The 21,694-nt window shown below is 66.1% G+C and carries 14 protein-coding genes; 4 read left to right on the plus strand and 10 right to left on the minus strand.

Annotated features, from left to right (window positions below; all coding sequences use genetic code 11):
- Positions 1-2: 2 nt before the first annotated feature.
- Positions 3-2,378, minus strand: coding sequence for a lysylphosphatidylglycerol synthase transmembrane domain-containing protein (locus AWC27_RS07960; protein ID WP_085669975.1), 2,376 nt, complete (start codon positions 2,376-2,378; stop codon positions 3-5).
- Positions 2,379-2,442: 64 nt separating this feature from the next.
- On the opposite strand from AWC27_RS07960, the gene AWC27_RS07965 reads away from it, so the two are divergent.
- The gene (locus AWC27_RS07965) at positions 2,443-3,384 is read left to right on the plus strand and encodes a class I SAM-dependent methyltransferase (protein ID WP_085669976.1); all 942 of its coding nucleotides are present in this window, start codon (positions 2,443-2,445) and stop codon (positions 3,382-3,384) included.
- A 57-nt stretch (positions 3,385-3,441) separates the two neighbouring features.
- On the opposite strand, the gene AWC27_RS07970 is transcribed toward AWC27_RS07965, so the two are convergent.
- From AWC27_RS07970 to recC, 6 genes are all read right to left on the minus strand, one after another.
- The gene (locus AWC27_RS07970; RefSeq protein ID WP_085669977.1) at positions 3,442-5,016 is read right to left on the minus strand and encodes an MCE family protein; all 1,575 of its coding nucleotides are present in this window, start codon (positions 5,014-5,016) and stop codon (positions 3,442-3,444) included.
- Positions 5,017-5,201: 185 nt separating this feature from the next.
- Complete coding sequence (locus AWC27_RS07975; protein WP_085669978.1) at positions 5,202-6,464, minus strand: metal-dependent hydrolase family protein; 1,263 nt, start codon at positions 6,462-6,464, stop codon at positions 5,202-5,204.
- 193 nt (positions 6,465-6,657) lie between these two features.
- On the minus strand, positions 6,658-7,542 hold the full coding sequence (locus AWC27_RS07980) for an aminoglycoside phosphotransferase family protein (RefSeq protein ID WP_085670076.1): 885 nt from the start codon (positions 7,540-7,542) through the stop codon (positions 6,658-6,660).
- Between the two features lie 72 nt (positions 7,543-7,614).
- The gene (gene recD, locus AWC27_RS07985; RefSeq protein WP_085669979.1) at positions 7,615-9,330 is read right to left on the minus strand and encodes an exodeoxyribonuclease V subunit alpha; all 1,716 of its coding nucleotides are present in this window, start codon (positions 9,328-9,330) and stop codon (positions 7,615-7,617) included.
- Positions 9,327-12,608 (minus strand): exodeoxyribonuclease V subunit beta, encoded by a 3,282-nt coding sequence (gene recB / locus AWC27_RS07990; RefSeq protein WP_085669980.1) that lies wholly within the window; start codon positions 12,606-12,608, stop codon positions 9,327-9,329. The genes recD and recB overlap by 4 nt, the downstream gene beginning before the upstream one ends.
- Entirely contained in the window at positions 12,608-15,907 is a 3,300-nt protein-coding gene (recC, locus tag AWC27_RS07995) for an exodeoxyribonuclease V subunit gamma (RefSeq protein ID WP_085669981.1), read from the minus strand. Before recC ends, recB begins: the two co-directional genes overlap by 1 nt.
- 66 nt (positions 15,908-15,973) lie before the next feature.
- Here recC and AWC27_RS08000 point away from each other — a divergent pair, with 66 nt between their 5' ends.
- From AWC27_RS08000 to AWC27_RS08010, 3 genes are all read left to right on the plus strand, one after another.
- Positions 15,974-16,489, plus strand: coding sequence for a nitroreductase family protein (locus AWC27_RS08000; protein ID WP_085669982.1), 516 nt, complete (start codon positions 15,974-15,976; stop codon positions 16,487-16,489).
- A gap of 154 nt (positions 16,490-16,643) precedes the next feature.
- Entirely contained in the window at positions 16,644-17,099 is a 456-nt protein-coding gene (gene cynS, locus AWC27_RS08005) for a cyanase (RefSeq protein ID WP_085669983.1), read from the plus strand.
- Positions 17,100-17,110: 11 nt separating this feature from the next.
- The gene (locus AWC27_RS08010) at positions 17,111-18,139 is read left to right on the plus strand and encodes a patatin-like phospholipase family protein (protein ID WP_085669984.1); all 1,029 of its coding nucleotides are present in this window, start codon (positions 17,111-17,113) and stop codon (positions 18,137-18,139) included.
- Between the two features lie 10 nt (positions 18,140-18,149).
- Here AWC27_RS08010 and AWC27_RS08015 read toward each other — a convergent pair whose 3' ends face one another.
- From AWC27_RS08015 to AWC27_RS08025, 3 genes are read right to left on the minus strand one after another with little or no spacing between them, the layout of a single operon-like run.
- Complete coding sequence (locus AWC27_RS08015; protein WP_085669985.1) at positions 18,150-18,629, minus strand: hypothetical protein; 480 nt, start codon at positions 18,627-18,629, stop codon at positions 18,150-18,152.
- Positions 18,626-20,947 carry a molybdopterin oxidoreductase family protein gene (locus AWC27_RS08020; protein WP_085670077.1) on the minus strand — a complete coding sequence of 774 codons (2,322 nt, stop codon included), beginning with the start codon at positions 20,945-20,947 and terminating at the stop codon, positions 18,626-18,628. Before AWC27_RS08020 ends, AWC27_RS08015 begins: the two co-directional genes overlap by 4 nt.
- 39 nt (positions 20,948-20,986) lie before the next feature.
- Complete coding sequence (locus AWC27_RS08025; protein WP_085669986.1) at positions 20,987-21,682, minus strand: crotonase/enoyl-CoA hydratase family protein; 696 nt, start codon at positions 21,680-21,682, stop codon at positions 20,987-20,989.
- Positions 21,683-21,694 lie beyond the last annotated feature (12 nt).

The following is a 21,694-nucleotide window of genomic DNA, read 5'->3' on the forward strand; positions in this document are numbered from 1 at the left end:
CGTCAGATCATTTCGCTCTTGGTGAGCCAGCGCATGACCTGCCAGCCGGCGAAGACCGGCAGCCAGCAGGTCAGCACCCGATACAGCAGTACCGAGGGGACGCCGATGGCAGCGGGCACACCGAAGGCGGCCAGCCCACCGATCAGCGCCGCCTCGACCGCACCCACCCCGCCGGGGGTCGGTGCCGCCGAGGCCAGGGTTCCGCCGACCATGGTCACCACGGTGACGGTCACGAAGGTGGTGCCCCCGCCGAATGCCTCGATGCTGGCCCACAGCGCCAGAGCGGCGCCGAGAGTTGTTCCGGCGCAGCCGAGCAGGATGAGTGCGAGTCGTTTGGGTTCGCGGGCCAGCTCGATGAGGTCGCTGGTTACCTCCTTGAGTCTGGGCCGCACGGCAGTGGCAAGCCAGCGCCGCAGATTGGGCACCAGCAAGACGGTGCCGACGATGCCCAGTGCCGCTCCTGCGATCAAATACAGCACCGTGGCGTTCGGGACGAAGTGCGACAGGTCGGTCGATGTGCCGGCAACGGCGCTGAAGAAAATCAGCAGCGCGATATGCACGATCACCTGCACGGTTTGCTGCAGCGCCACCGCCGCGGTGGCTCGCAACGGGCTCAGCCCCGCCTTCTGCAGGAAGCGCGTGCTGAGTGCGAGACCGCCGACGCCGGCCGGGGTGGTCGTTGCCGCGAAGGTATTGGCCACCTGCATGAGTGACAGCTTCCAAAAGCGCACCAGCCCGTCGGCGCAAGCCCACAACGCCGCTGCCGCACCGACATATGTCAGCGCCGATACCGTCAGACCCAGCAGCGCCCACCACCAGTTCGCGGTGCGCAGTTCGGAGAAGAAGGTCGGCACCGTGCTGATGAAGGGGTACGCGACATAGACGAGCGCGCCGATCAGCACCAGTTGAACGACCTGGCTTCGGCTGAACCGGGTGATCGTCTGGGTCTCGATCTCGTCGGCGCCCGTTTGCCGCTTCACCTCCGCACGGGCACCGGCGATGACGTCTGGCGCATTGGCCACCGATGCGCGAATACGTTTGGGCACAGCAGATTTGGTGAGCCGACGGGAGGCGCTCAGGATGGTGTCCTTGCCGAACGCGTCGATCGCCGCGCCTACCGCGGATTCGGCGTCGTACAGGGCGGTCGTGGTGACCAGCAATTGGGCGATGTCGGATTGCAGCTGGGCGTCGGTGGCGCCGTATTCGGCATTGCCGAAGCCGCCGAAAAGCACGGTCCCATCGGCGACCGTGATCTCGTGGCTGCGCAGGTTGCCGTGCGAGATCTGATGGCCGTGCAGGACTCTCAGCGATTCCCAGACCTTGGTGACCGGTGTCTTGCTTGCGCATTCGTCGAGCGGAATGCCGCGAACTGGCTCGTGCGCGTACAGCGTCCAGCCCCGGTCCAGCGCGGCGAAGGCGATCGAGGACGTGTTGGCCACCCCCGCGCCGCCGATCGCGATGGTCATCAGGGCGCGATGCTCTACGGCGCGGCGCATGGAGGTTTGTAAGGGTGCGGTTTCCGAGCCGCGCAGCCGCAGCTTCCACCAGAGCTGGCGCAACGCGCCGCCACTGCGCTGGTGTGGGCCGTACAGCTCGACGGCGGCTCTGGACTCGTGATCGGTTGATACGGCGGCCAATACGAGTGGCCCGGGTCCGCCCGGCCGGACCACGGCCAGCATCGATACCACGAATCCGCGTCTGGCCAGGGCGCGGACCGCGGCTTCCAGCGGGACCTCGAGCGCTGGTGTCCCGACAACCAGGACGACGAAGGCGCCGATCAGCCAGCCCACCGCGAGTCCCACCAACGAGCGGGCCGGGACGATGGCACTGATGACCAGGTGGATCGGCACGAAAGCCAGCAGCAGCGCCCACCACCAGCGTCTCCAGCGTGCGGGCAGCCACGGACCCGACACGGTCAGTACCGCCGCCAGCATGGCGATCCACCGTGGGTCGTCGAGGAACTGCGCGGGCAGCGTGGTGAGCTTGTCAGAGAGGTCGAAGTGCCAGCGCGGCGCGGCGATGCGGTTGCTGTTGATGGACAGCAGCAGAACGGCCGTCAGCCCTGCGGCGGCATATGCGCCCAACAACTTCCATTGCCGGGACAGGATCAGACCGATCAGTATCACGAACGGCAGGGCCAGGATAGCGATGCCGTAGGCCAGATAAACCAGATCGGACTGGGTGGGCGTGAGCACCCCGACGATCTGGGAGACGGACTTTTCCAGCGCCACCCAGCGCGGCCGGGTAATCAGTGAACTCGTGACGACCAGCACCAGGAAAAGCGAGGCCAGGAAGAGCCGGATGATGTCGTTGGTGCGCCGCATCAGTGGTTGCAGCAAGTCGCCGGAAACGGTGATGTCGCGCCCGTCAACTCGCATGTCGCAAACTTAACCCGCGGCTTGCCCCGGATTTGCTCGCATCCGGCTCACGTAGGGTCGGCTTATGGTGCGAAGCGATAACGACAGCTGGGAAATCACCGAGAGTGTGGGCGCGACGGCCTTGGGTGTGGCCGCGGCCCGGGCCGCGGAAGCAGAGAGTGAGAATCCGCTGGTCAGCGACCCTTACGCGCGGATTTTTCTGGACGCAGCCGGTGACGGGGTATGGAGCTGGTGGGCCGCTCCCGACCTGCCGCAGGAGGTTCTGGACGCCGAACCCCTGCTCCCGGTGCAGATGCGGTCGATGGTCGGATATATCGCGTCGAGGACGGCGTTTTTCGACACGTTTTTTCTGGATGCGGCCCGGGCCGGGGTGCACCAGGCGGTGATCCTGGCCGCCGGCCTGGACGCGCGGGCGTGGCGGCTGCCGTGGCCCGCTGGCACCACCGTTTATGAGCTCGATCAGCCCAGGGTGCTGGACTTCAAGTGGTCGACGCTGTCGCAGCGCGGGGCCGAGCCCAGCTGCGACAGGGTCGCCGTTGCCGTAGATCTGCGCCACGATTGGCCGGAGGCGTTGCGCCAGGCCGGATTTGACGCTTCGGCGCCGAGCGCGTGGTCCGTCGAGGGGCTGCTGCCCTATCTGCCCGCGGCGGCCCAGGAGTTGCTGTTCGACCGCATTCAGCGCCTCAGTGCGCCCGGTAGCCGGGTCGCTGTGGAAGCCAACGGACCGGACTGGCTTGATGAGGCCGTCCGGGAGCAGCGGCGGCAGCGGATGGAACGGATTCGCGCGCTGATGACCAAGGTTGCCCCGCAACGGGAGATGCCGCGCACCGACGAGCTGTGGTATCTCGAGGAACGCGAAGACGTCGGCGACTGGTTGCGACGTCACGGCTGGGACGCGACGGTGACCCCGTCGCCGGTGTTGATGTCCCGTTATGGCCGCGGGGTACCCGAGGGGGTCGAGGACACTTCGCCGCGCACCCTGTTCGTATCCGCGGTGCGAGTTTAGCGGTCGCGTGGCGTGGAATTCCGTTGCAGCACCGTCTAATTAAAGGCCTACAGTCGATTAGTTGGCGTCAGCGCCCGGTGCTGGGCCCAGCATTTCCTTCCATCCGTCGTCTCCCATCCTGACCGAGTTGTCGACGGAATATTTCACCCCGTCGGGTCCGATGAGCTCCCCGCTCTGGGGAAGGTAAACGGCGGCGGCCAGTCCGCCCGGCTTGTAGACACAGGGGTTGGGTTGTTGTCCGTCGCACTGGACGCTGCCCGAATTGGGTCGTTGCAGTGGGTTGCTCAGCGGTGGGGGAGACCCACCCGGTGGCAGCGTGTCGGCCGGCGCCGGGTTCGTGCCGTTGTTCACCGACGGGCCGGGGATCACCTGACCCGGCTTCACCGGCTGATCGCAACGCGCGCCCGGCGCCGGGCAGGTGAGGATCTGGTTCGGATCGCCGAACCATGGGTTGGTGCCCGCGGGAACGTAGGGCTTGGGATCGCGACATTCTCGTGGGCTGGCCGCTCGCTTCCCCGGCACGTCGACACAGGGGATGTTCCGCGAACCGCGGACATTGTTGGCGGGGGTGTCCATCGGAATCTTGCAATAGTTTCCGCTGGGCACCGGAATCACGCTGGTGTCCGCCGGCGAGCGCCACTCCGATGGCGGAATGAAGCCACTCAGACACGGCGGCGGCTGATTGATCGACAGGGCGATGTCGAGTGCGGCTTGGTCGGGAAACGGCGTGGCGATCGTCTGGTCGATCGAAGCGCCCTGCGGCATGTAGACCAGATACTGCTCAACGCCCTTGTGATAGCGCTTGAACAAGTCCAGCACGACTTCGATATTCGCCAGGGTCTGGGGCAGTGTGTCGCCCACTTCGGTGAACACAGACTTCACCTGATCGGCCGTGGGAGCTGTTTGGGAGAGAACGCTTTTCAGGTTGTGGTCGCGCTGTGCCGCTTGTGCTGCCAGCAAGTCGAGGTTGTGCGCCCACCGCTCGATCGCGGCCGCCGAGCCGACCTGACTGTCCAGGATGGGTCCTGAACGCTCGATGATGTCGTCGATGTCGGTGAGTTGCACGTGAAAATCGCGGGCGGTTGCCTGGGTCGAATCGACCAGCCGTTGCAGCGCCGGGCCCAAACCCCCGACCGACTGCGCCGTCTCATCGAGCAGCGAACCGATCTTGTCGGTGGGCAACGCCGTAAGCTCCCGGTTGGCGTTGTCCAGGGCCGGCCCGATCTCACTGGGCACGGTGGTTTTGGTGATGGTCTGCCCCGGCTGGAAGAACCTGCCCGGGTTACCAGTCGAAACGAGGTCCAGGTATTGCTCACCGACCGCCGACATCGAGTGCACGTTGGCTGTTGCGTCGATCGGGATCTGGTAGCGCGTGTCGATGCTCATCGTCACCCGGACGCCGTCCGGCGTTGGCTCAACGTCGGTGACTTTGCCGATTGTGATGCCCCGGTAGGTGACGTTGGCCGTCGGGTACAGGCCCCCTGAGACGGGAAGTTCCGCGGTGAGTGGATAGCGGTCGACACCGAACATGCTTGGGATCTCTAGGTAATACACGCCCAGCACCAGCAAAGCGACCACGGTCAGTACGGCGAACACGACCAGCTGGCGTATCTCGAACCGGGTTATAACCATCTGTCGGCTCAATCCCTTCCGCCGGGCCCTTGCTCGGGGTCGCCACACTGTCGGAAAGACCGGCCCCCGAGATTGAACAAGCCGCCGGCAGCGATCTCAAGTGAGAGAGCTTGCTGTGGTGCACTTTTGGCGAAACTGTGTGCGATTTGGACAGCGCTATGTCAACTTGCTCGACATGCCGAGCGCTACTGGACAACGCCTTTCACCAGGCGGCCGTCCTTGATGATGGCGGCGAAGGCGTCGTCAGGCCGGGCGATGAGGGAGATGTCGGCTACCGGGTCACCCTCGACGAGGATCAGGTCGGCCAAGGCTCCTTCGGCCACCACACCCAAGCGTCCGGGGTAGGGGTTGCGGGGGCCGGACAAGGCCAGCAGCTCGGCGTTACGGAATGTCGCTTGCTGCAACACTTCTGCCGGTGTGAACCAGCGGGTGAGCTTGGCCAGCATCGCGCCCTGCCGGCTGGCGAGGCCGGGCGCGAACAGGATGTCGGTGCCGAATGCGATCTTGACTTGATGTTTGATCGCGAGCCGGTACGCGGTGTCGGTGCCGGCGGTCATCTCCTGCAACTTGGCTTGGTTCTCCGGCGGCAGCGCAACGGTGTCCTCGTCGCCCAGGAACGGTTGCAGTGACCACCAGATGTCTTTCTCGGCGAGCAGCGCGGCGGTGTCTTCGTCGATGAGCTGGCCATGCTCGATGCACCGGACACCGGCGGCCACCGCGGTGCGGATCGCACGCGGCGTATAGGCGTGCACCGTGACGTAGGTGCCCCAATTTTCGGCGGCCTCCACAGCTGCTCGCATCTCGGCCAGGGTGAACTGGGAGACGTCGAGCGGGTCATAGCTTGAGGTCACGCCGCCACCGGCCATCAGCTTGAGCTGTGCTGCGCCGCGGCGCAGCATCTCCCGCGCGCCGCGCAGCACCTCGGCCTCACCGTCGGCGATCACTGCGGCACCGATGATTTCGGTGTAGCTCAGGTGGCCGCAGATACCTCGCGGCACCTCGTTGGGCATCCGGAAGTCGCCGTGCCCGCCGGTCTGGGAGATGAAGCCGCCCGCGGGGTAAATGCGCGGACCCCGGACCAGACCTTCGTCGATGGCCTGCTTCATCCCGAATACCGGCCCGCCGAGGTCGCGTACCGTGGTGAAGCCGCGCAACAGCGTTTCCCCGGCGCTGACGATCGCGCGGGCGAAGACATAGCCGATGTCGCTGGTCTGTGCCACCAGGGCGGGGATGGTGGTGAACATCGCGTGCCAATGAGCGTCGATCAATCCCGGCATCAGCGTCTTGCCGGTGCCGTCGATGGTTGGCCCGGTGCGGTCCCTCGTCCCCGCGGGGGTGAGCGATGCGATGAGGTTGTCCCGAACGGTAACGTCCATCGGCCCGATGATCCGGGCTTCGACGCTGTCGAACACCTTCACGTTCGAGATCCGCATTTCATGTGTTTCCACGACGGCTCCTCGCTCAGACTGCACGAACGTAACGTTTGTTGCCGGTCGAAGTCCAGCGGCGTTGGCGTTTAGTACTTCAGGAGCGTCATCGAAGCGGAAAACCTGGGAGCACAACGTGCTTCGTGGCGAATCCGCGAACCCCGTAGTCAGGCGCCGGTCGGCTCAGCCATAGCGCCGAGAATCGTTCTGACGATCAACTGGCGGCGATGCGCTGCAGAGTACGTCGACCGATCTCACTCATCGACGGATTGCTTTGCACGTAGTACCAGACGACACCCATCGCCTGTTCGAATGCCCACGCCTTTCCGCGTTCCCACTCCAGGTCATCGCACTTCAGAGCGCTACGCAGCGCCTGGCGCGCCGGCTTGTCGAACAGATGCCAGGCACACACCAGGTCGAGCGCGGGATCGGCGGGTCCCAGTCCACCGACGTCGATGACACCGACAAGTCGGCCCAAGCCGACGAGGACATTGCCGGGAATCAGATCACCATGGGTCATGCTGTCGGCCGACTCTCGCGGTAACGTCCGCAGATCAGCCCAGAGTCGACGAAAGGGCGCAACGTCAAAGAGTCGAGCGCTCTGGGCAAGACACCGCCCGATCCAATCGTCGTGCGATGACAGATCACCACCGCGGCCAACCCCATCGAAGATCTTGCCTCCGGTGCCGATAGCGCGCACACCGGTGATGAATTCGGCCAAGTCTCGGGCCAGGTCGTCCGAACTGCCGCGGTCAACGCCGCTGGCCACCACGCCGGGGACCCAGGTCTGCACCGCCCAGGGAAGCGGATACCCAGCGCTGGGAGCACCCAGTGCGATCGGCTCTGGTGTGTTAAACCGCGTTCGACCCAAAAGCATACGAGCCGCATCAGCCTCAGACTGCAAGCGGTGTCGGACAGAAGTGGTATTCCCCGGCTCCAACGGAAATCGAGCTGAAAGCCGCTCACCAATCCGGAACAGCGCATTGACGGTGCCGGCGGAAGCTACGGGCTCAATCTTCAGCCCCCGCCAGTCGGAAAACTGCTCGTCCACCAGAGCGCGCACCATATCCACGGTGACCACCAACTGGTCTGGATGCATGTCCACACCTTCCATTTTCCGGAAGTGTAGTGGCGGTGGAGGCGTCGTCAATTCACGCCGGGCGGTTCACCGTCACCCCTGCAGCCGCATCCGTAATCCCGTCGCGCGCAAGGCCCGTCGCTCGACCGCGTCCCGAACTTGCTGCTCGGATCCGAACACCCGTACCTTGTTCTTCGCCCGGGTAACCGCGGTGTAGAACAGCTCTCGCGTCAGCAACCGCGAATCCAGCTGTGGCATGAGAACTGTCACCTCATCGGCCTGGCTGCCCTGGCTCTTGTGGATCGTCATGGCATGCATGGTCTCGACGTCGGAGAGCCGCCCGGTCGCGAAGTCGAGCCGCTCGGTCGCGCCGGCGATGACGGCTCGCAGCCCCTCGGGGCCCACCACCGCGATGCCGGTGTCGCCGTTGTACACCCGCAGCCCATAGTCGTTGGCGGTCACCAGCAGCGGCCGACCGGCATACCACTGTGACCACGGTGGCTGACCTGTCTCCTCGGCAAGCCAGTTCTCCACTTGCCGATTCCAGTGCTGCACACCGAACGGCCCGCGCCGGTGCGCGCACAGCAGGCGATGTTCGTCCAACGTAGCCAGCGCGACTTCGACCGCACCCAGCAGCGCCGCCTCGCGCAGCCGCAGCGCATGCGGCAGCAGAATCGCGCGCAGTCGCGCACCAGGGTCCTCGTCTTCGACGAACTCGATGTGATCGTCACCCGACCGGAGCAGGGCGATAGCCCGATCTCCATCGCCTAACCGGATCGCTTCGGCCAGTGCTCCAATCGATTTCCCGAACCGGTGTGACGTGCGCAGCGCCGCCACTCGCACGTCGTTGCGTGCCGACAGGCCATCCACCAGATCCGCCAGCACCGCACCCGCTTCCACCGACGCCAGCTGGTCGGCGTCGCCGACGAGGATGAGCCGGGCGCCCGGACGCACGGCTTCCAGCAACCGCGCCATCAACGTCAGGGAAACCATCGAGGTCTCGTCGACGACAATCACGTCATGCGGCAACCGATTCGACCGATCGTGCCGGAACCGGGCCGACGTGTCCGGTTTGCGGCCCAGCAGACGGTGCAGCGTCACCGCCTGCAACGGGCCAAGTCGCGCTTGATCGGCGGCATGCAGTCCGGAAACTTCGTGCTGCACCGCCTCGGCCAGCCGCGCCGCCGCCTTACCCGTCGGCGCTGCCAGCGCGACCCGGGGCCGCGCCCGTCCGGCGAGCTCCGCCTGCTCGGCGACCAGGGCCAGCAGGCGGGCAACCGTCGTGGTCTTTCCGGTTCCGGGACCGCCGGTGAGGACGGTAACGCCTTGGGAGAGTGCGGTTTCGGCCGCTGCGCGCTGTTCCTCGTAGCCAGCCGGGAAGAGTCGCTCAGAGGCGGGCATTTGAGTGGTTGGTCTAAAGGACAGCAACGCCAGCAGGTCGTCGCACAGCTGCTTTTCCTCGCGCCAGTACCGGTCGAGGTACAGCAGTCGGTCGTCATACAGGTGCAGCACCGGTGGGGTGCCGCACAGTGGGCTCGCCCGCACCGCCGAGAGCCACGGCCCAAACGCAGGCCACGGCAGCTCGGCCCCCGCCTCGGCGACCGTGGAAAGATCAACGCACACCGAGCCGGCCCGCAATGCGCGCACGGCCAACGCAACCGCCAGCGCCACCGGCTCGTCGGTCTCCCGGCCCAATGCGCAAAGCCGCTGCGCCACGTGAACATCCGCCAGATCCAACACCTCGGCCTGGTTGAAAAGCTGCAACAAGCCGGTGGCCGCAACGGCCACTTCGACCTCGGTAACCGTCATGGCCCCCCCGCGTCGAGCAGATCCGATACGGCCACCACCAACTGCGCCGGCGGAAACCAGCTGAACACACCGGCCGGATGCCCGTCGGTGACCGGCGTCTGGGCACCGCACATACCCCGCACAAAGAGATACAGCACCCCACCGACATGACGCGCCGGCTCATAACCAGGCTGACGCCAGCGCAGAAAACGGTGCAGCACAACCGTATACAGCAATGCCTGCAGCGGATAATCCGAATGCAGCATCGCCTCGGCCAGCCGCGGGAAACTGTAATCCGCGGCGGTGGGACCCAGGTTGTTGGTCTTGTAGTCCACCACCAGGTACTGCTGGCCGGGCAGCCGCAACACCACGTCGATGGACCCCGCCAGGTAGCCGCGCAGCGACTGGCGGCCCAGCGCTGCCGAACTCAGTCGATCGGCGTAGGAGAACAGCGGGTCATCGGCAGGCAGGTGCAACCGCAGCAGCGAACCAACGTCGGCCAGTGAAACGTCGGGAACCTGGCCGCGCAGATCGCCACCGGCCAGCGGTATCTCGAAATCCAACTCCCGCAACCGGTCTCGCTTCCCGATCTCACGCAAGGTCAACCCTGCGGCCAATGGGCCCAGTGAAGTGTCCTGCATCGGCACCAGCGCGGCACCGAGCACGGGGGCCGGGTCTGGGGTGCCGGTATCGATAGGCCACCACCCGATATGTTGCCGCACCTGCTCCGAAAGTTCGCCGGTCAGATCGGGAGCATGCGGATCCGCGGTTTCCAGCACCGCATGTACCAGCGAGCCGAATGTCGCGCCCGACGGCATGTCGGCCAGCGGCGAGACGATGTCGGCGCCCGCGCGCGGCGCGGTCACCACGGTCGCCTCTACTTCGTCGTCACGGACTTCGACCTCGGGTTCGCTGACGACGTCGACGGCCTGGGCGTCGCGCACCAACGCCGAGTATGACGTGCGCCGCCAAGCGGTATCGATCGTCCGGTGGAAGTGCCGCACCGCCAACCCTGCTGCCGGCGCGACCGCGTACGGCGCGGCTGAGGGCACGATCGTCGACACTTCCACCGCCGGCCCACCCCCGGCTTCCCACTGCGCGAAGACGGCGCCGGCCTCTTCGTCGCTGATGCGCGGGTCGCAGCCGTCGGGTACCTGCGGATCACCGATGCCACGGCCGCGTAACAGCCGCGACAAGCCGCCGTTGACTTCGTCTTTGGTCGGTGCCCACCATGCCACCAGCTGTGACTGGGCCCGGGTTAGCGCGACATAGGTCAGCCGGATGTTGTCGCGTGCCGCCTCGATGCGATTCAGTTCCTCGACCTCTCTGCGGGCCGGACTGCGTCGTGAGCCGCCGATATACAGACAGCGGGTGTCGGTCTGGTCGTGGTACAGCAGGATGTCGTCGCTGCGCACGTGCCGATTGAACATGAACGGCAAGTACACGATAGGGAACTGCAGACCCTTGGCCACGAACACCGTCATGATCTGCACCGCAGCGGCGTCGCTGTCCAGCCGGCGATTGTGCTCTATTGCACCGCTGCGGCCGTCGCACTGCTTGCGCAGCCAATCACGCAGTGCCGGAAGCCCATAACGCTGCCGATGCGCGATCTCGTGCAGCAGCTGGGCGATATGCGCCAGGTCGGTCATATGACGCTCACCGCCGCGTTGCGCCAACACACGGCGTCCCATGCCCGCCAGCTGAGCCGCTTCGAACACCGCCGCAACTCCGCGCTGACGCGCCTGGTCGGTCCATTGGCGCAGTGTGCCGGCCACGCGGTCGGTAAGGGTATCGCCTTGAGCAGCAAGAGTTTCGGCGGTCTCGCCGAAGAACATGGTGCAGGCCGCCGCACGGACCAGCCCACTGCGCTGCGGCGCGTCGAACGCCTCCAACAGACACAGCCAGTCCCTGGCCGCCTGCGATGCGAACACATCTGTGTCACCGGTGTAGATCGCCGGGATCCCCGCTGCGGCCAGGGCATCCCGGCAGGCCCGTGCGTCTCGGTGGTGCTCGACGATCACCGCGATGTGCCCGGCCGCAACCGGCTTCCCGTCAAACGTGGCGCCGCTGGCCAACAGCGCTGCGATATCGACGGCCAGGTCGGTGGGAATGTGGCGCCGCAGTACATCGATCGGGACATTGGCGGTGCCCTCATAGCCGACCGTCGGCCGCGTCACGATGCGCAGCCGAAAAGGCTGCTGATGTGGCGCTCCGGCCAGACGGTGCCCGCTGTGGCGGGCGTCGACGTCGTGAACGACGATCTCGGGATGACCCAGGGTGGCACCGCGCAACACGGACTGCAGGCTCTGGACGAGTACCTCGTCGCTGCGCCAGTTGACGCCCAGTGTGTAGCGAGCATCGGCGGACCGGGCGGCCTTGAGGTAGGTGTGGATATCTCCGCCGCGAAACCCGTAGATGGCCTGCTTCGGGTCGCCGATCAGAATCAGCGCCGAATGGCCGTGGAACGCGCATTCGAGTACCCGCCACTGAATGGGGTCGGTGTCCTGAAACTCGTCGACCAATACGATCCGCCAGCGTCTGCGCATCCGCTCGCGCGCCGGAGAATCCTCTGCCTCGAGGGCCTTGGCCAACCGGGTGAGCAGGTCGTCGTAGCCCAGGATGCGCAATCGGCGCTTGCGCTGTTCCAGCTCGTCGACCACTTCGGTGGCAAAGCGAAGCCGCACCGCGGCTTCGCTGTCGGGTTCGGGGTCCAGCGGGCGCAGCTGTGCGCACGGGTCGTTCACCACCTCGCGGGCCAGGCTGAGGGCTTGGCCGTAGGACAGTACCGGTTCGTCTTCGTTGCGGCCGAAGTGTGCCAGGTAGCGGTCGTCGACGATCTCGGTGACCAGATCGTCGAGGTCCTCGAGCAGGGTGAGGCCGGTGTCGGTATCGCCGGCCACGCCAAGTGATTTCAGCACCGAACCGCAGAACTCGTGGGTTGTGGCAATGGTGGCCGCGTCGAAATTCGCCAGCGCGTCGCGCAGCCGGGCACGCCTTGTGGCAAGTTCGGGGCCGCTGCCGCGCACCAGATGCTCCACCAGATCGCTGGCCGGGGGCAGTCGACCATCGAGGGCGGCCACCGTCGCCACGATTTGGTCGCGAACGCGTTCCCGAAGTTCACGGCTGGCCGCGCGGTTGAAAGTGATGAGCAGCATCTCGTCGAGGGTGACGCCGGTTTCGGCGAGATAGCGGGTCACCAGTCCGGCCAGCGCGAATGTCTTTCCGGTGCCGGCACTGGCTTCCAGCACTGTGGTGGAACCGATTTCGGGCAGCGCACCCTGGAGATCGAAGCGTTCCATCACCCAGGCTCCCGTTCCGAGCACAACATCGGCTGCCACAACCGCATCGCCAGCGAGCCCAGCCGGGTGTTTTCGCCGGGCATCTCTTCGCCGGCCCGCGGTGGTCCCAGCAGCGCATCAAGTCTGGGTCGCTCGCCCCAGACCCGCGCGTGTGCGGGTTCGCTGTCGTCGCCGGGGCGATAGTTGTTGGACTGCCAAGTTTGCAGCGCGGCCGCGTACGGGTCGTCATCGTCGCGGCGCGCCTCGGCCCAGGCGCAGGACGTCTTCAGCGGCAGCGGCAGCGGCTCACGACGGCCCGCGTCGTACAGCGACACCAGGTCTCGTAGCACGGCCAGCGGATCGGGCGGCGGCGCGAACAGCCGCTGGGCGATGCGGTTTCGGCTCTTGCCGCGCCCGATGCACAGTGCGGTCCATTGCCGGCCTGGGGACTGTGCCGCCAAGGCGACCAACGCGATCCAGGCGGCCAGCACATGCTTGGGCGCCAGTTTCGAGTAGGTCACCGCCACCGTGTGGGAGCCGAACACCGGCGCGACCGTTCCGGTGAGCCGGCGTCCGCTGCCGAGGTCGACGTCGAGGTCGTACGCATCGCCGTCGCCCGCGCGATGCCGCAGCGCGACCAGCGCGAGATCGCGTGCCAGATCCCGGATTTCGGTTGCCTTGCGCATGCCGAGACGTCCGGGTGGCAGCGTGCCACGACGCCACTCGGCGTGGGCGGCGGTATCGGGATGCATGCCGCCCAGCATGTCGCGCAGCATCCGATCGCCGACGGTCCACGCCTGAAGGGCGTCGATCTCAACGGGCATCGCGTCCTCGACGGTGTCGACGTCCCAGGGCAGGGTGTAGTCGAGCGTCCGGAAGAATCCCTTGACCGGGTCCTTGAAGAAGTCGAGCAGATCCGCCAGGGTCACGTCCTGCGGTGGTGCCGCCGGCAGCAGATCGGTGATGAATGCCGTTGGGGTGCAACGCAGCCCGTTCACCGACTCGGCGGCGGCCAGCGCGGCGGGGTCGAAGGTGAACGGCTTGCCGGGCACCAGCGCGCCCGGTGCGACGTTCTTGCGGTCGAACGGCTGCAGCGGGTGGTGGGTGACGACGTGCTCGCGAGCCGGCACCTCAGTGGGCTCAGTGGTGGCATCCAGCGCGTCGAGCAACTCGGTCAGCGGGACCGACGGCGGGCGCGACTGACCGCTGTGCTCGTCGGCGCCGGTATAGGTGATCACCAGCGTCTCGGTGGCAGCACCGATGGCGTCGAGCAGCAATTGGCGGTCCTCAGCGCGGATGTCACGCTCACCGGTCATCGGTTCCAGCGCCAATACGTCGTCACCGTCAGAGACACTGTGCCGCGGGAAGCGCCCGTCATCCAGCCCGACCAGGCACACTACCCGGTGCGGGACCGAGCGCATCGGCACCATGGTGCAGACCGTCAGCGTTCCGGTGCGGAAGTTGGCGCGCGTCGGGCGCCCGGCCAGATGGCCGTCCAGCAATGCGGACACATCGGACAGGCGCAGTTGCGCCGACGCGCGGGGGCCGGCCTGGGCGACGACGGCGGCGAACTCACGCTGCAACTGTGCGCGCGGCCAATCCTCATCGGCGCGGGCCAGCAGGCTCACACCGTCGGTCAAGGCATCGAGCCATTCGGTCAATGGCTTAGTGCCGCTGAGGGTTTCGGTAATCAGCCGTAGTCGCTCGACGTATTCGGCCAGCCGGCCCGCCAACTGCACCCGATTGCTGCCGACATCGTCGAGCGGCAGTGCGGTGTCCAGCCAGGCCCGCGAATCATCGGACATCGCCACCCCGGTCAGGATGCGGTCGAGGCCGAATCGCCAGGTGTTGTGCACGAAATGGTCCAGCCCGTAGGGCAAGCGATGACGCGAGTCGAAACCCCACCGGACGTTCGACTGGCGCACCCAGTCGGTGATCGCGTCCAGGTCGTCGTCGGTGAACCCGAAGCGGGCCCGCACCGGCGCGGCCTGGGCGAGGTTGAGGACCTGGCTGGCGGTGGCGCGGGTGCCGGCGACGGCGAGCAGTTCCGCGGCGACACCGAGCAACGGATTGGTCTGGATGAGTGCCCGGTCGGCGAGCTTGACCCGCAACCGGTGCGCGGGGTGGCTCTCGCCGCCGACGTCGCCGAGTCCGAAGCCGGCGACGATCAGCGGCGCATAGGTTTCGATGTCGGGACACATCACCACGATGTCGCGAGGTTGCAACGTCGGGTCGTCCTCGAGGAGACCGAGCAGTACTTCGCGCAGCACATCGATCTGCCGGGCCGGGCCGTGACAGGCGTGCACCTGCACCGTTCTGTCGCTGACGGCCAGCACCCGTCCGTCCGGACGCACGGCATTGGCGGCGATGTCGGACTGCAGCCAGCCGAGCAGTGTATCGGGTTTCGTTGTGCCACCGATGAATTCGTCAGTGACGGGGGAGGCGGGCAGGGCGCGCTGCAGCTCGCGCAGGTCGCGGCCCAGCGTCTCGAGCAGCGGATGCCGGGCGGCTTGCCGGCTGGTGTCCACGCGTCGCGCAACCGCGCCGTGCAAGCCGGTGAGTGCCCGCCACATTTCATCGCTGGGGTGTGGCAACCACAGGTGCAGATCGTGGTGGGTGGCCAGCGCGTCGAGCAACTCGATGTCGGTGACCGGCAGCCGGGTGTGGCCGAACAGCGACAGCCGGGAGGGCAGGTCGGCGGGCGAGGCGCGCAGCCGGGCCACGGTGTCGGCGTGGCGGACATGCGGCGGATCGGCCGATACCTGCGCGACCAGTGACCGCCACAGCGACGCCTGCCAGGCCAAATCGCCATCCAGGTCGCCCAGCTCTCCGTCCAGCCAGTCGACGAGCAGCCCGGGCCGCTGCCGGGCATAGGAGGCGAACAAACCGGCAAGCCGGCGGGCCACCGCGTAGCGACGGCCGCTGCGCAACCGCGCCTCGGCCCCGGTGTCGAAGTGTCCCAGGTGTTTTGCCAGCGGGCGGCACCACGGCTCATCCAGGCCGGCGTCGATCACTTCCAGCAGCGGCCACGTCATCGCTTCCGGCGACCACGGGTCGTCGTCGACCGTGCCGGTGATCTCGGCGATAAGCGACGCGGGACTGCGAAACGTCACGCCCGCGCATACGCCGTCACCATAGCCACTGCCATGCGCTGCCCCCAAGACGTGCGAAAGCCGCTGACTGAGCCAGCGCTCGACCCCGCGCGCCGGCACCAGCACCAGTTCCTCGTCGAACGGGTCGGCCGGGGGTTGCGCCAGCAGCGCGCCGAGCCCATCGGCAAGTAGGTCGGTGCGCTCGGCACGGTGGAGATGAAGCGCCATCGGGCGCCACCATAGACCGCCCCACCGACGCCGGTGGCACGATGGTCAAGACGAGGGAGGGGTGCGATGGAGACGTGGGACGCGATCTGCGCTCGGCGCAATGTCCGGCAGTACCGGTCCGAACAGGTTTCAGCGGCCGATCTGAATCGGATTGCCGAAGCCGGGTGGCGGGCGCCGTCGGCGAAGAACCGCCAGCCGTGGGACTTCGTCATCGTCACCGATCGCGATCAGCTGCAAGAACTCTCGACGGTCTGGATAGGTGCCGGTCACATCGCCTCGGCGGCGGCCGCCATTGCGTTGGTGGTGCCGGTTCCGCCGGACGAGCGCCGCAAGCTCACCGACCAGTACGACGTCGGCCAGGCCACGATGGCGATGATGATCGCGGCCACCGATCTGGGCATCGGCACCGGACATTCGGCGGTGGGGGACCAGGACAAAGCGCGCGCCATCCTGGGTGTTCCGGACGATCACCTGGTCGCCTACATGCTCGGCATCGGATATCCGGCCGATCGCCCACTGCGACCGATCCGCAAACCGAACCGGCGGCCCTTCGATGAGGTTGTCCACCACGGGCGCTGGTGAACGATGGTGCGTCAGCCCAACGGCTATTACGGCTACGGCGAACCGTGGTTTTCCACGCGGCTGGTCACCGCCACGAAACCGCGGTGATAAGTGAGTGTGTCCTATGGGGTCTTCATGGGTCTGAAAATCGGCCGTTAGCGGGCATGCTGGGGTCATGAACAGAAACGAGATCACCGAACGGATCGTCGTTGCCCGCCTGACCAAGGGGCTGAGCTGGCAGCAACTGGCCGACGCCATCGGCAAGCCGGTCTTGTGGACCACTTCGGCGCTACTCGGGCAACATCCGATACCCCCCGAGCTCGGCAAGGTCCTGCTCGAGATGTTGGGTCTCGATGATTCGGCGGTGCCCGTCCTGGCGGCGCCACCAATGCGCGGCGGCCTGCCCACCGCAATTCCCACCGACCCCACCATCTACCGCTTCTACGAGGCGCTTCAGGTCTACGGCGGCGCGATCAAGGAGTTGATTCATGAAAAGTTCGGCGACGGCATCATGAGCGCCATCAACTTCAGCGTCGACATGCAGAAGAAGCCGCACGAATCCGGTGATCGCGTGGTGGTGACATTCGACGGCAAATTCCTTCCTTACCAATGGGTTTCGGTGGACAGCTGAGAGGGCGGTCCATGGCATATCAGCGTTCCCCGCGGCCCAAGCCGGTGGATTTTGTCCTCTCGGGTGGCGGCGTCAAGGGCGTTGGCCTGGTCGGTGCTGTTGTCGCGGTCCTGGACGCCGGATACTCGGTCAAGCGGGTGTCCGGCGTCTCGGCCGGTTCCCTGGTCGGGTCGATCCTGGCGGCCGCGTCCAACGGCGATCAGCTGACCACCGCGGACATCAAAGAAATCGCGCTCACGTTGCCGTACGAGAAGTTTCGCGACGCCGGCCCCATCGGTCGGCTGCCAGTCGTGGGTCAGACCTGGGGACTGTTGCGTGACAACGGAATCTACCGCGGTGACTTCGCTCACGAATGGGTCCGCGGCGAGCTGAAGAACCTGGGCGTGAGTACTTTCGGCGATCTAGCCCTGACCGACAAGCAGATTCGCCCGGAGCGCCGCTACCGTTTGGCGGTCACCGTCACCGACGTCACCACCGGCCAGTTGGTCCGGCTGCCCTGGGACTATCAGCGCGTATACGGACTCGATCCCGACGAGCAATCGGTTGCCGACGCGGTTCGGGCGTCGATGTCGATTCCGTTCTACTTCCGGCCGGTCACGCTGACCAGCGCCGCCGGGCTCACCTCCACCCTGGTCGACGGTGGAGTGCTGTCGAATTTCCCGATCGACTCGTTCGACCGGCCCGACGGAAAACCGCCGCGCTGGCCGACTTTCGGTGTCACCGTGCTGCCGAACCTGCCCGAGGGAAACGACCAGCTGATCCCGGGCGTGGGTGCGCTGCGTCTGCTGGGCCCGCCCTCGGTGCTGCTCGAACAGCTGATCACCACTATGTTCGTCGGGCGTGACCAGACCCATCTGAACCAGCCATGGGTCAGCGCGCGCGCGATCCGGGTCGACTCAACCGCGGTCAACTTCCTCGATTTCGGCATTTCGCGAAAAGACGCCGAAGCGCTCTACCGCAAGGGCTACGACGCGGGGCAGGAGTTTCTCTCGACCTGGAACTGGGTCGAATACCTCGAACGGTTCCGCCAGTACCATTAGCGGCGCTGCGTTAACTCGTCAACACCTGCGGCGAGAGCTCCTTGAGCATCGCATTGGACCAGCGCATTTGGCGCAGCGTCTCGGGATGACACCGTGCCGTCAGCGCGACGAGCTCCTGGTCTTTGGCGGCCTGCGCGGCTTGCCCCAGCAGTTCCCAATCCAGCGACACGCCCGCAGCCAGCCGGTGCGTCCGCCGCAAATCGGCGAGCAACAGCAGCGCCGGTTCCGGGCGGTTGCGCAACAACCCACTCGTTCGCGACCACACAGTCCGGGCCGCGGCCCCCGTACGCGGGTTCTCCGACAGCCGCAGCCCGTAGTTGCTGCCGTGGTCGGCCAGTTCAGACAGGTGGCGCTGCGACCACTGCGCCAAGTCGTGTGCGATGTGGCAGATGTCCTGGTCGCTGCGATGCCGGGCGGCGATGACGTTGAGGCGGTGGGCGAGTTTGCGTTCGGAGCGATGAAGTTCGCGGATCGCCAATTTGAGCTTCATCGCGGGCCCTCCGCCCGCACGCGTGCGGCGGCCGTCTTGAAGATCGGCTGCTTGGACACCGGATCCCAATCGGTCAGGGTCAACTCGTTGCCCGCCCGGTGGTGACCACCATTGTCGCCGGTGTCCCAATAGCCATAGTGGAACGGCACGAACAGCACGCCGTCGCGGATGCCGTTGATGCGCACGGCGCAGATGATGCTGCCCCGCGGTGTACTTACGCTGACGGAATCACCTTCGGCTATCCCCAGTCGACGGGCATCGCCCTTCGACATCTCCACCCACACCTGCGGAGCGGCCTTCTGGAGTTGTGGCGCCCGAGCGGTTTTGGTGCGGGTATGGAAGTGATACACGGTACGCCCGGTGATCAACACGAACGGGTAGTCGGTGGACGGCTGTTCGTGTGGCGGGACGTACTCGGCAGCCTTGATGATCGCCTTGCCGTACGGATTCATTGCGCGGTACTCGGTGGGCTCCAGCGGTGCGCCGGTGATCAGGTCCTTGCCGTACGCCTCGCAGTAGTCGGGGGCCGACCAGAACTTCCCGTCCGCGTAAAGCCGCTCGGTTCCGTCGGGATGCTCTGCGTTGCAAGGCCATTGGATTCCACTGCCGCGCAGTTTCGCATAGCTCAGGCCGGTGTAGTCGCACGGCCGGCCGGCGCTGCATTGCTGCCATGCCTTGAACGCCGATTCGGCATCGGTCCACGGTGGCAGCGGCCGGCCGTCCTTGTCGCGGAAGTCCATTCGCCGCGCATAGTCGAGGAAGATATCAATGTCGGCTCGCGCCGAACCCGGTGGCTCAACTGCCTTTTCGGACAGATGCACGGTCCGGTCGGCGTTGGTGAAGGTGCCGGTTTTCTCACCCCACGCGGCCGCGGGCAACACCACATCCGCCAGTTCCGCGGTCTCGGTGAGGAAGATGTCCTGGACGACGAGGAACAGCCGTGGCTGGGCGAGAATGTCGCGGATCCGGGACAGCTCGGGAAGTGATACCGCCGGGTTGGTTGCAGTCACCCACAACATCTTCAGGCTTCCCTCTTCGGCGAAGCGGAACATCTGCATCGCATGCGTCGGTGGTGCGTAGTGTGGAATCTGTTGCACCTCAAGGTTCCACAGCTTGGCGAGCTCGGCGACATGGTCGTCATTGGCCCAGTTGCGGAAGCCGGACAAGTCGCCGTCCGCGCCGCACTCGCGGGTGTTCTCCGCGGTGGGTTGCCCATTCATCTGCAACAGGCCGCAGCCCGGCTTGCCGAGCATGCCGCGCAGCAGATGAATGTTGTTCACCTGCACACTGGCCGCCGTCGCCTGGTGTGACTGGTAGAACCCCTGCAATACCGTGGACAACAGCCGCTCAGCCGTCCCGAGAAGCCTTGCAGCACGCCGGATCTCGTCGGCGTCGACACCGCAGATCTGCGCCGAGCGCTCCGGTGGAAACTTCGCGACGCGGCTGCGCAGTTCGTCGAACCCCACGGTGTGCTTGTCCACATAGTCGTGATCGACCCAGTCGTTGGCGATGATCTCGTGCAGTAACCCGTTCATCAAGGCGACGTTGGTCCCCGGCAGTGGCGCCAGGTGAACGGTCGCGTGCTGGGCCACCGGCGTCAGGCGCGGGTCGACACACACGATGGCCGGCGGCTGGTCACCGGCCAACCGGTCCAGCATCCGCATCCACAACACCGTTTGCGTCTCGGCGACGTTGTGCCCGAAAAGCGCGATGACGTCGGCGTGGTCGACGTCGGCATAGGAGCCTGGCTGCCCGTCGCTGCCGAACGTTTCCTTCAGCGCCTCAGCCGCGGTGGCCGTGCACAGCCGGGTGTTGCCGTCAACATGGTTGGTCCCGATCGCGCCGTGGGCGATGACAGCCTGGGTGTAGTACTCCTCTAAGAACAGCTGCCCCGAGGTGTAGAAGCCGATCGAGTTCGGGCCGTCACTACCCAGTAATTGCTTGCTGTGCGTGACGATTCGCTCCATGGCGGTGTCCCAGTCGCACGGCCGCAATTCGCCGCGTACGCGAATCAGCGGCGAGGTGAGTCGGTCCTTGGCGGCGTTGGCCTGCCAGCCGAACATGTCCTTAGGGTCGAGCCGGCCCCGGTTGATTCGGTCGACGCTGCGCCCGCGAACCCCGACTATGCGATCGTCTTTGACCGCGATGTCCAAGCCGTCGCCATTGGAATGCAGTACCGCCGCCGACTGAACCCACCGATCGACCGCCTCGGGCTTGATACCGTCGGCCAGGAACATGTCGACGCGCTCGGGCCACGGCTTGTCGGGCCCGTACGGAGTCCGCGTTCCCCATGGCTCGGCGATGCGATCTATCGCCACCATGTGAGCTGCGTACCCGGGGCCCGCCGGGCGAAACGTTTACAGACCGAACTCGGCTTCTATGCCGTCGATCCCGGCGCGGATCGCCTTGAGCGCGTCGGCGCGGGCACGCAACTTGGTCGCGGCATGGGCCTGCTGATGAAGGTTGGCGAATTCATGCGCAGCTTCCTCGGCGCGGCTGACCAGTACGTCGGGCAGCGCGATCTCGTCGACAAACCCTGCCGCGATGGCGGTTTCGCCGAAGAACGTCTTGGCTAACCCGGCTGCTTGCTGATAGGCCGACTGGGTCAGCCGCAACTTCAAGATCTCCATAGCCGCCCACGGAATGGTCATGCCGATCGCGACCTCGTTGGCCTGAATGTTGTACGCGTGAGCCGCAATTCGGTGGTCGCCGGAGCACAACAGAAATGCTCCCATTGCGATGGCGGGCCCGGTGCAGGCGATCACCACCGGCTTGGGGTAGGACAGCAGGCGGTAAGACAGCTCGAAGCCGCCGCGCAGCATGTCGATCGCGGGCTGTGCCTCGCCAGAGGTCAGGATCTTCAGGTCGAAGCCGCCGCTGAACACCCGGTTGTTCCCACTGATCACCAGCGCTCCGACGTTGTCGCGGTCGGCGTTGTCGATCGCCTCGTTGAGTGCCTGCTGCATGGTCGGCCCCAGCGCGTTCACTTTGCCGTCGTCCATTCGGATGACCGCGATGTGCTCGTCGCGGGTATAGGTGACCGGACCGCTCATTGCTTAGTTCCC

The organism is Mycobacterium szulgai (genome assembly GCF_002116635.1).
Taxonomy (GTDB): domain Bacteria; phylum Actinomycetota; class Actinomycetes; order Mycobacteriales; family Mycobacteriaceae; genus Mycobacterium; species Mycobacterium szulgai.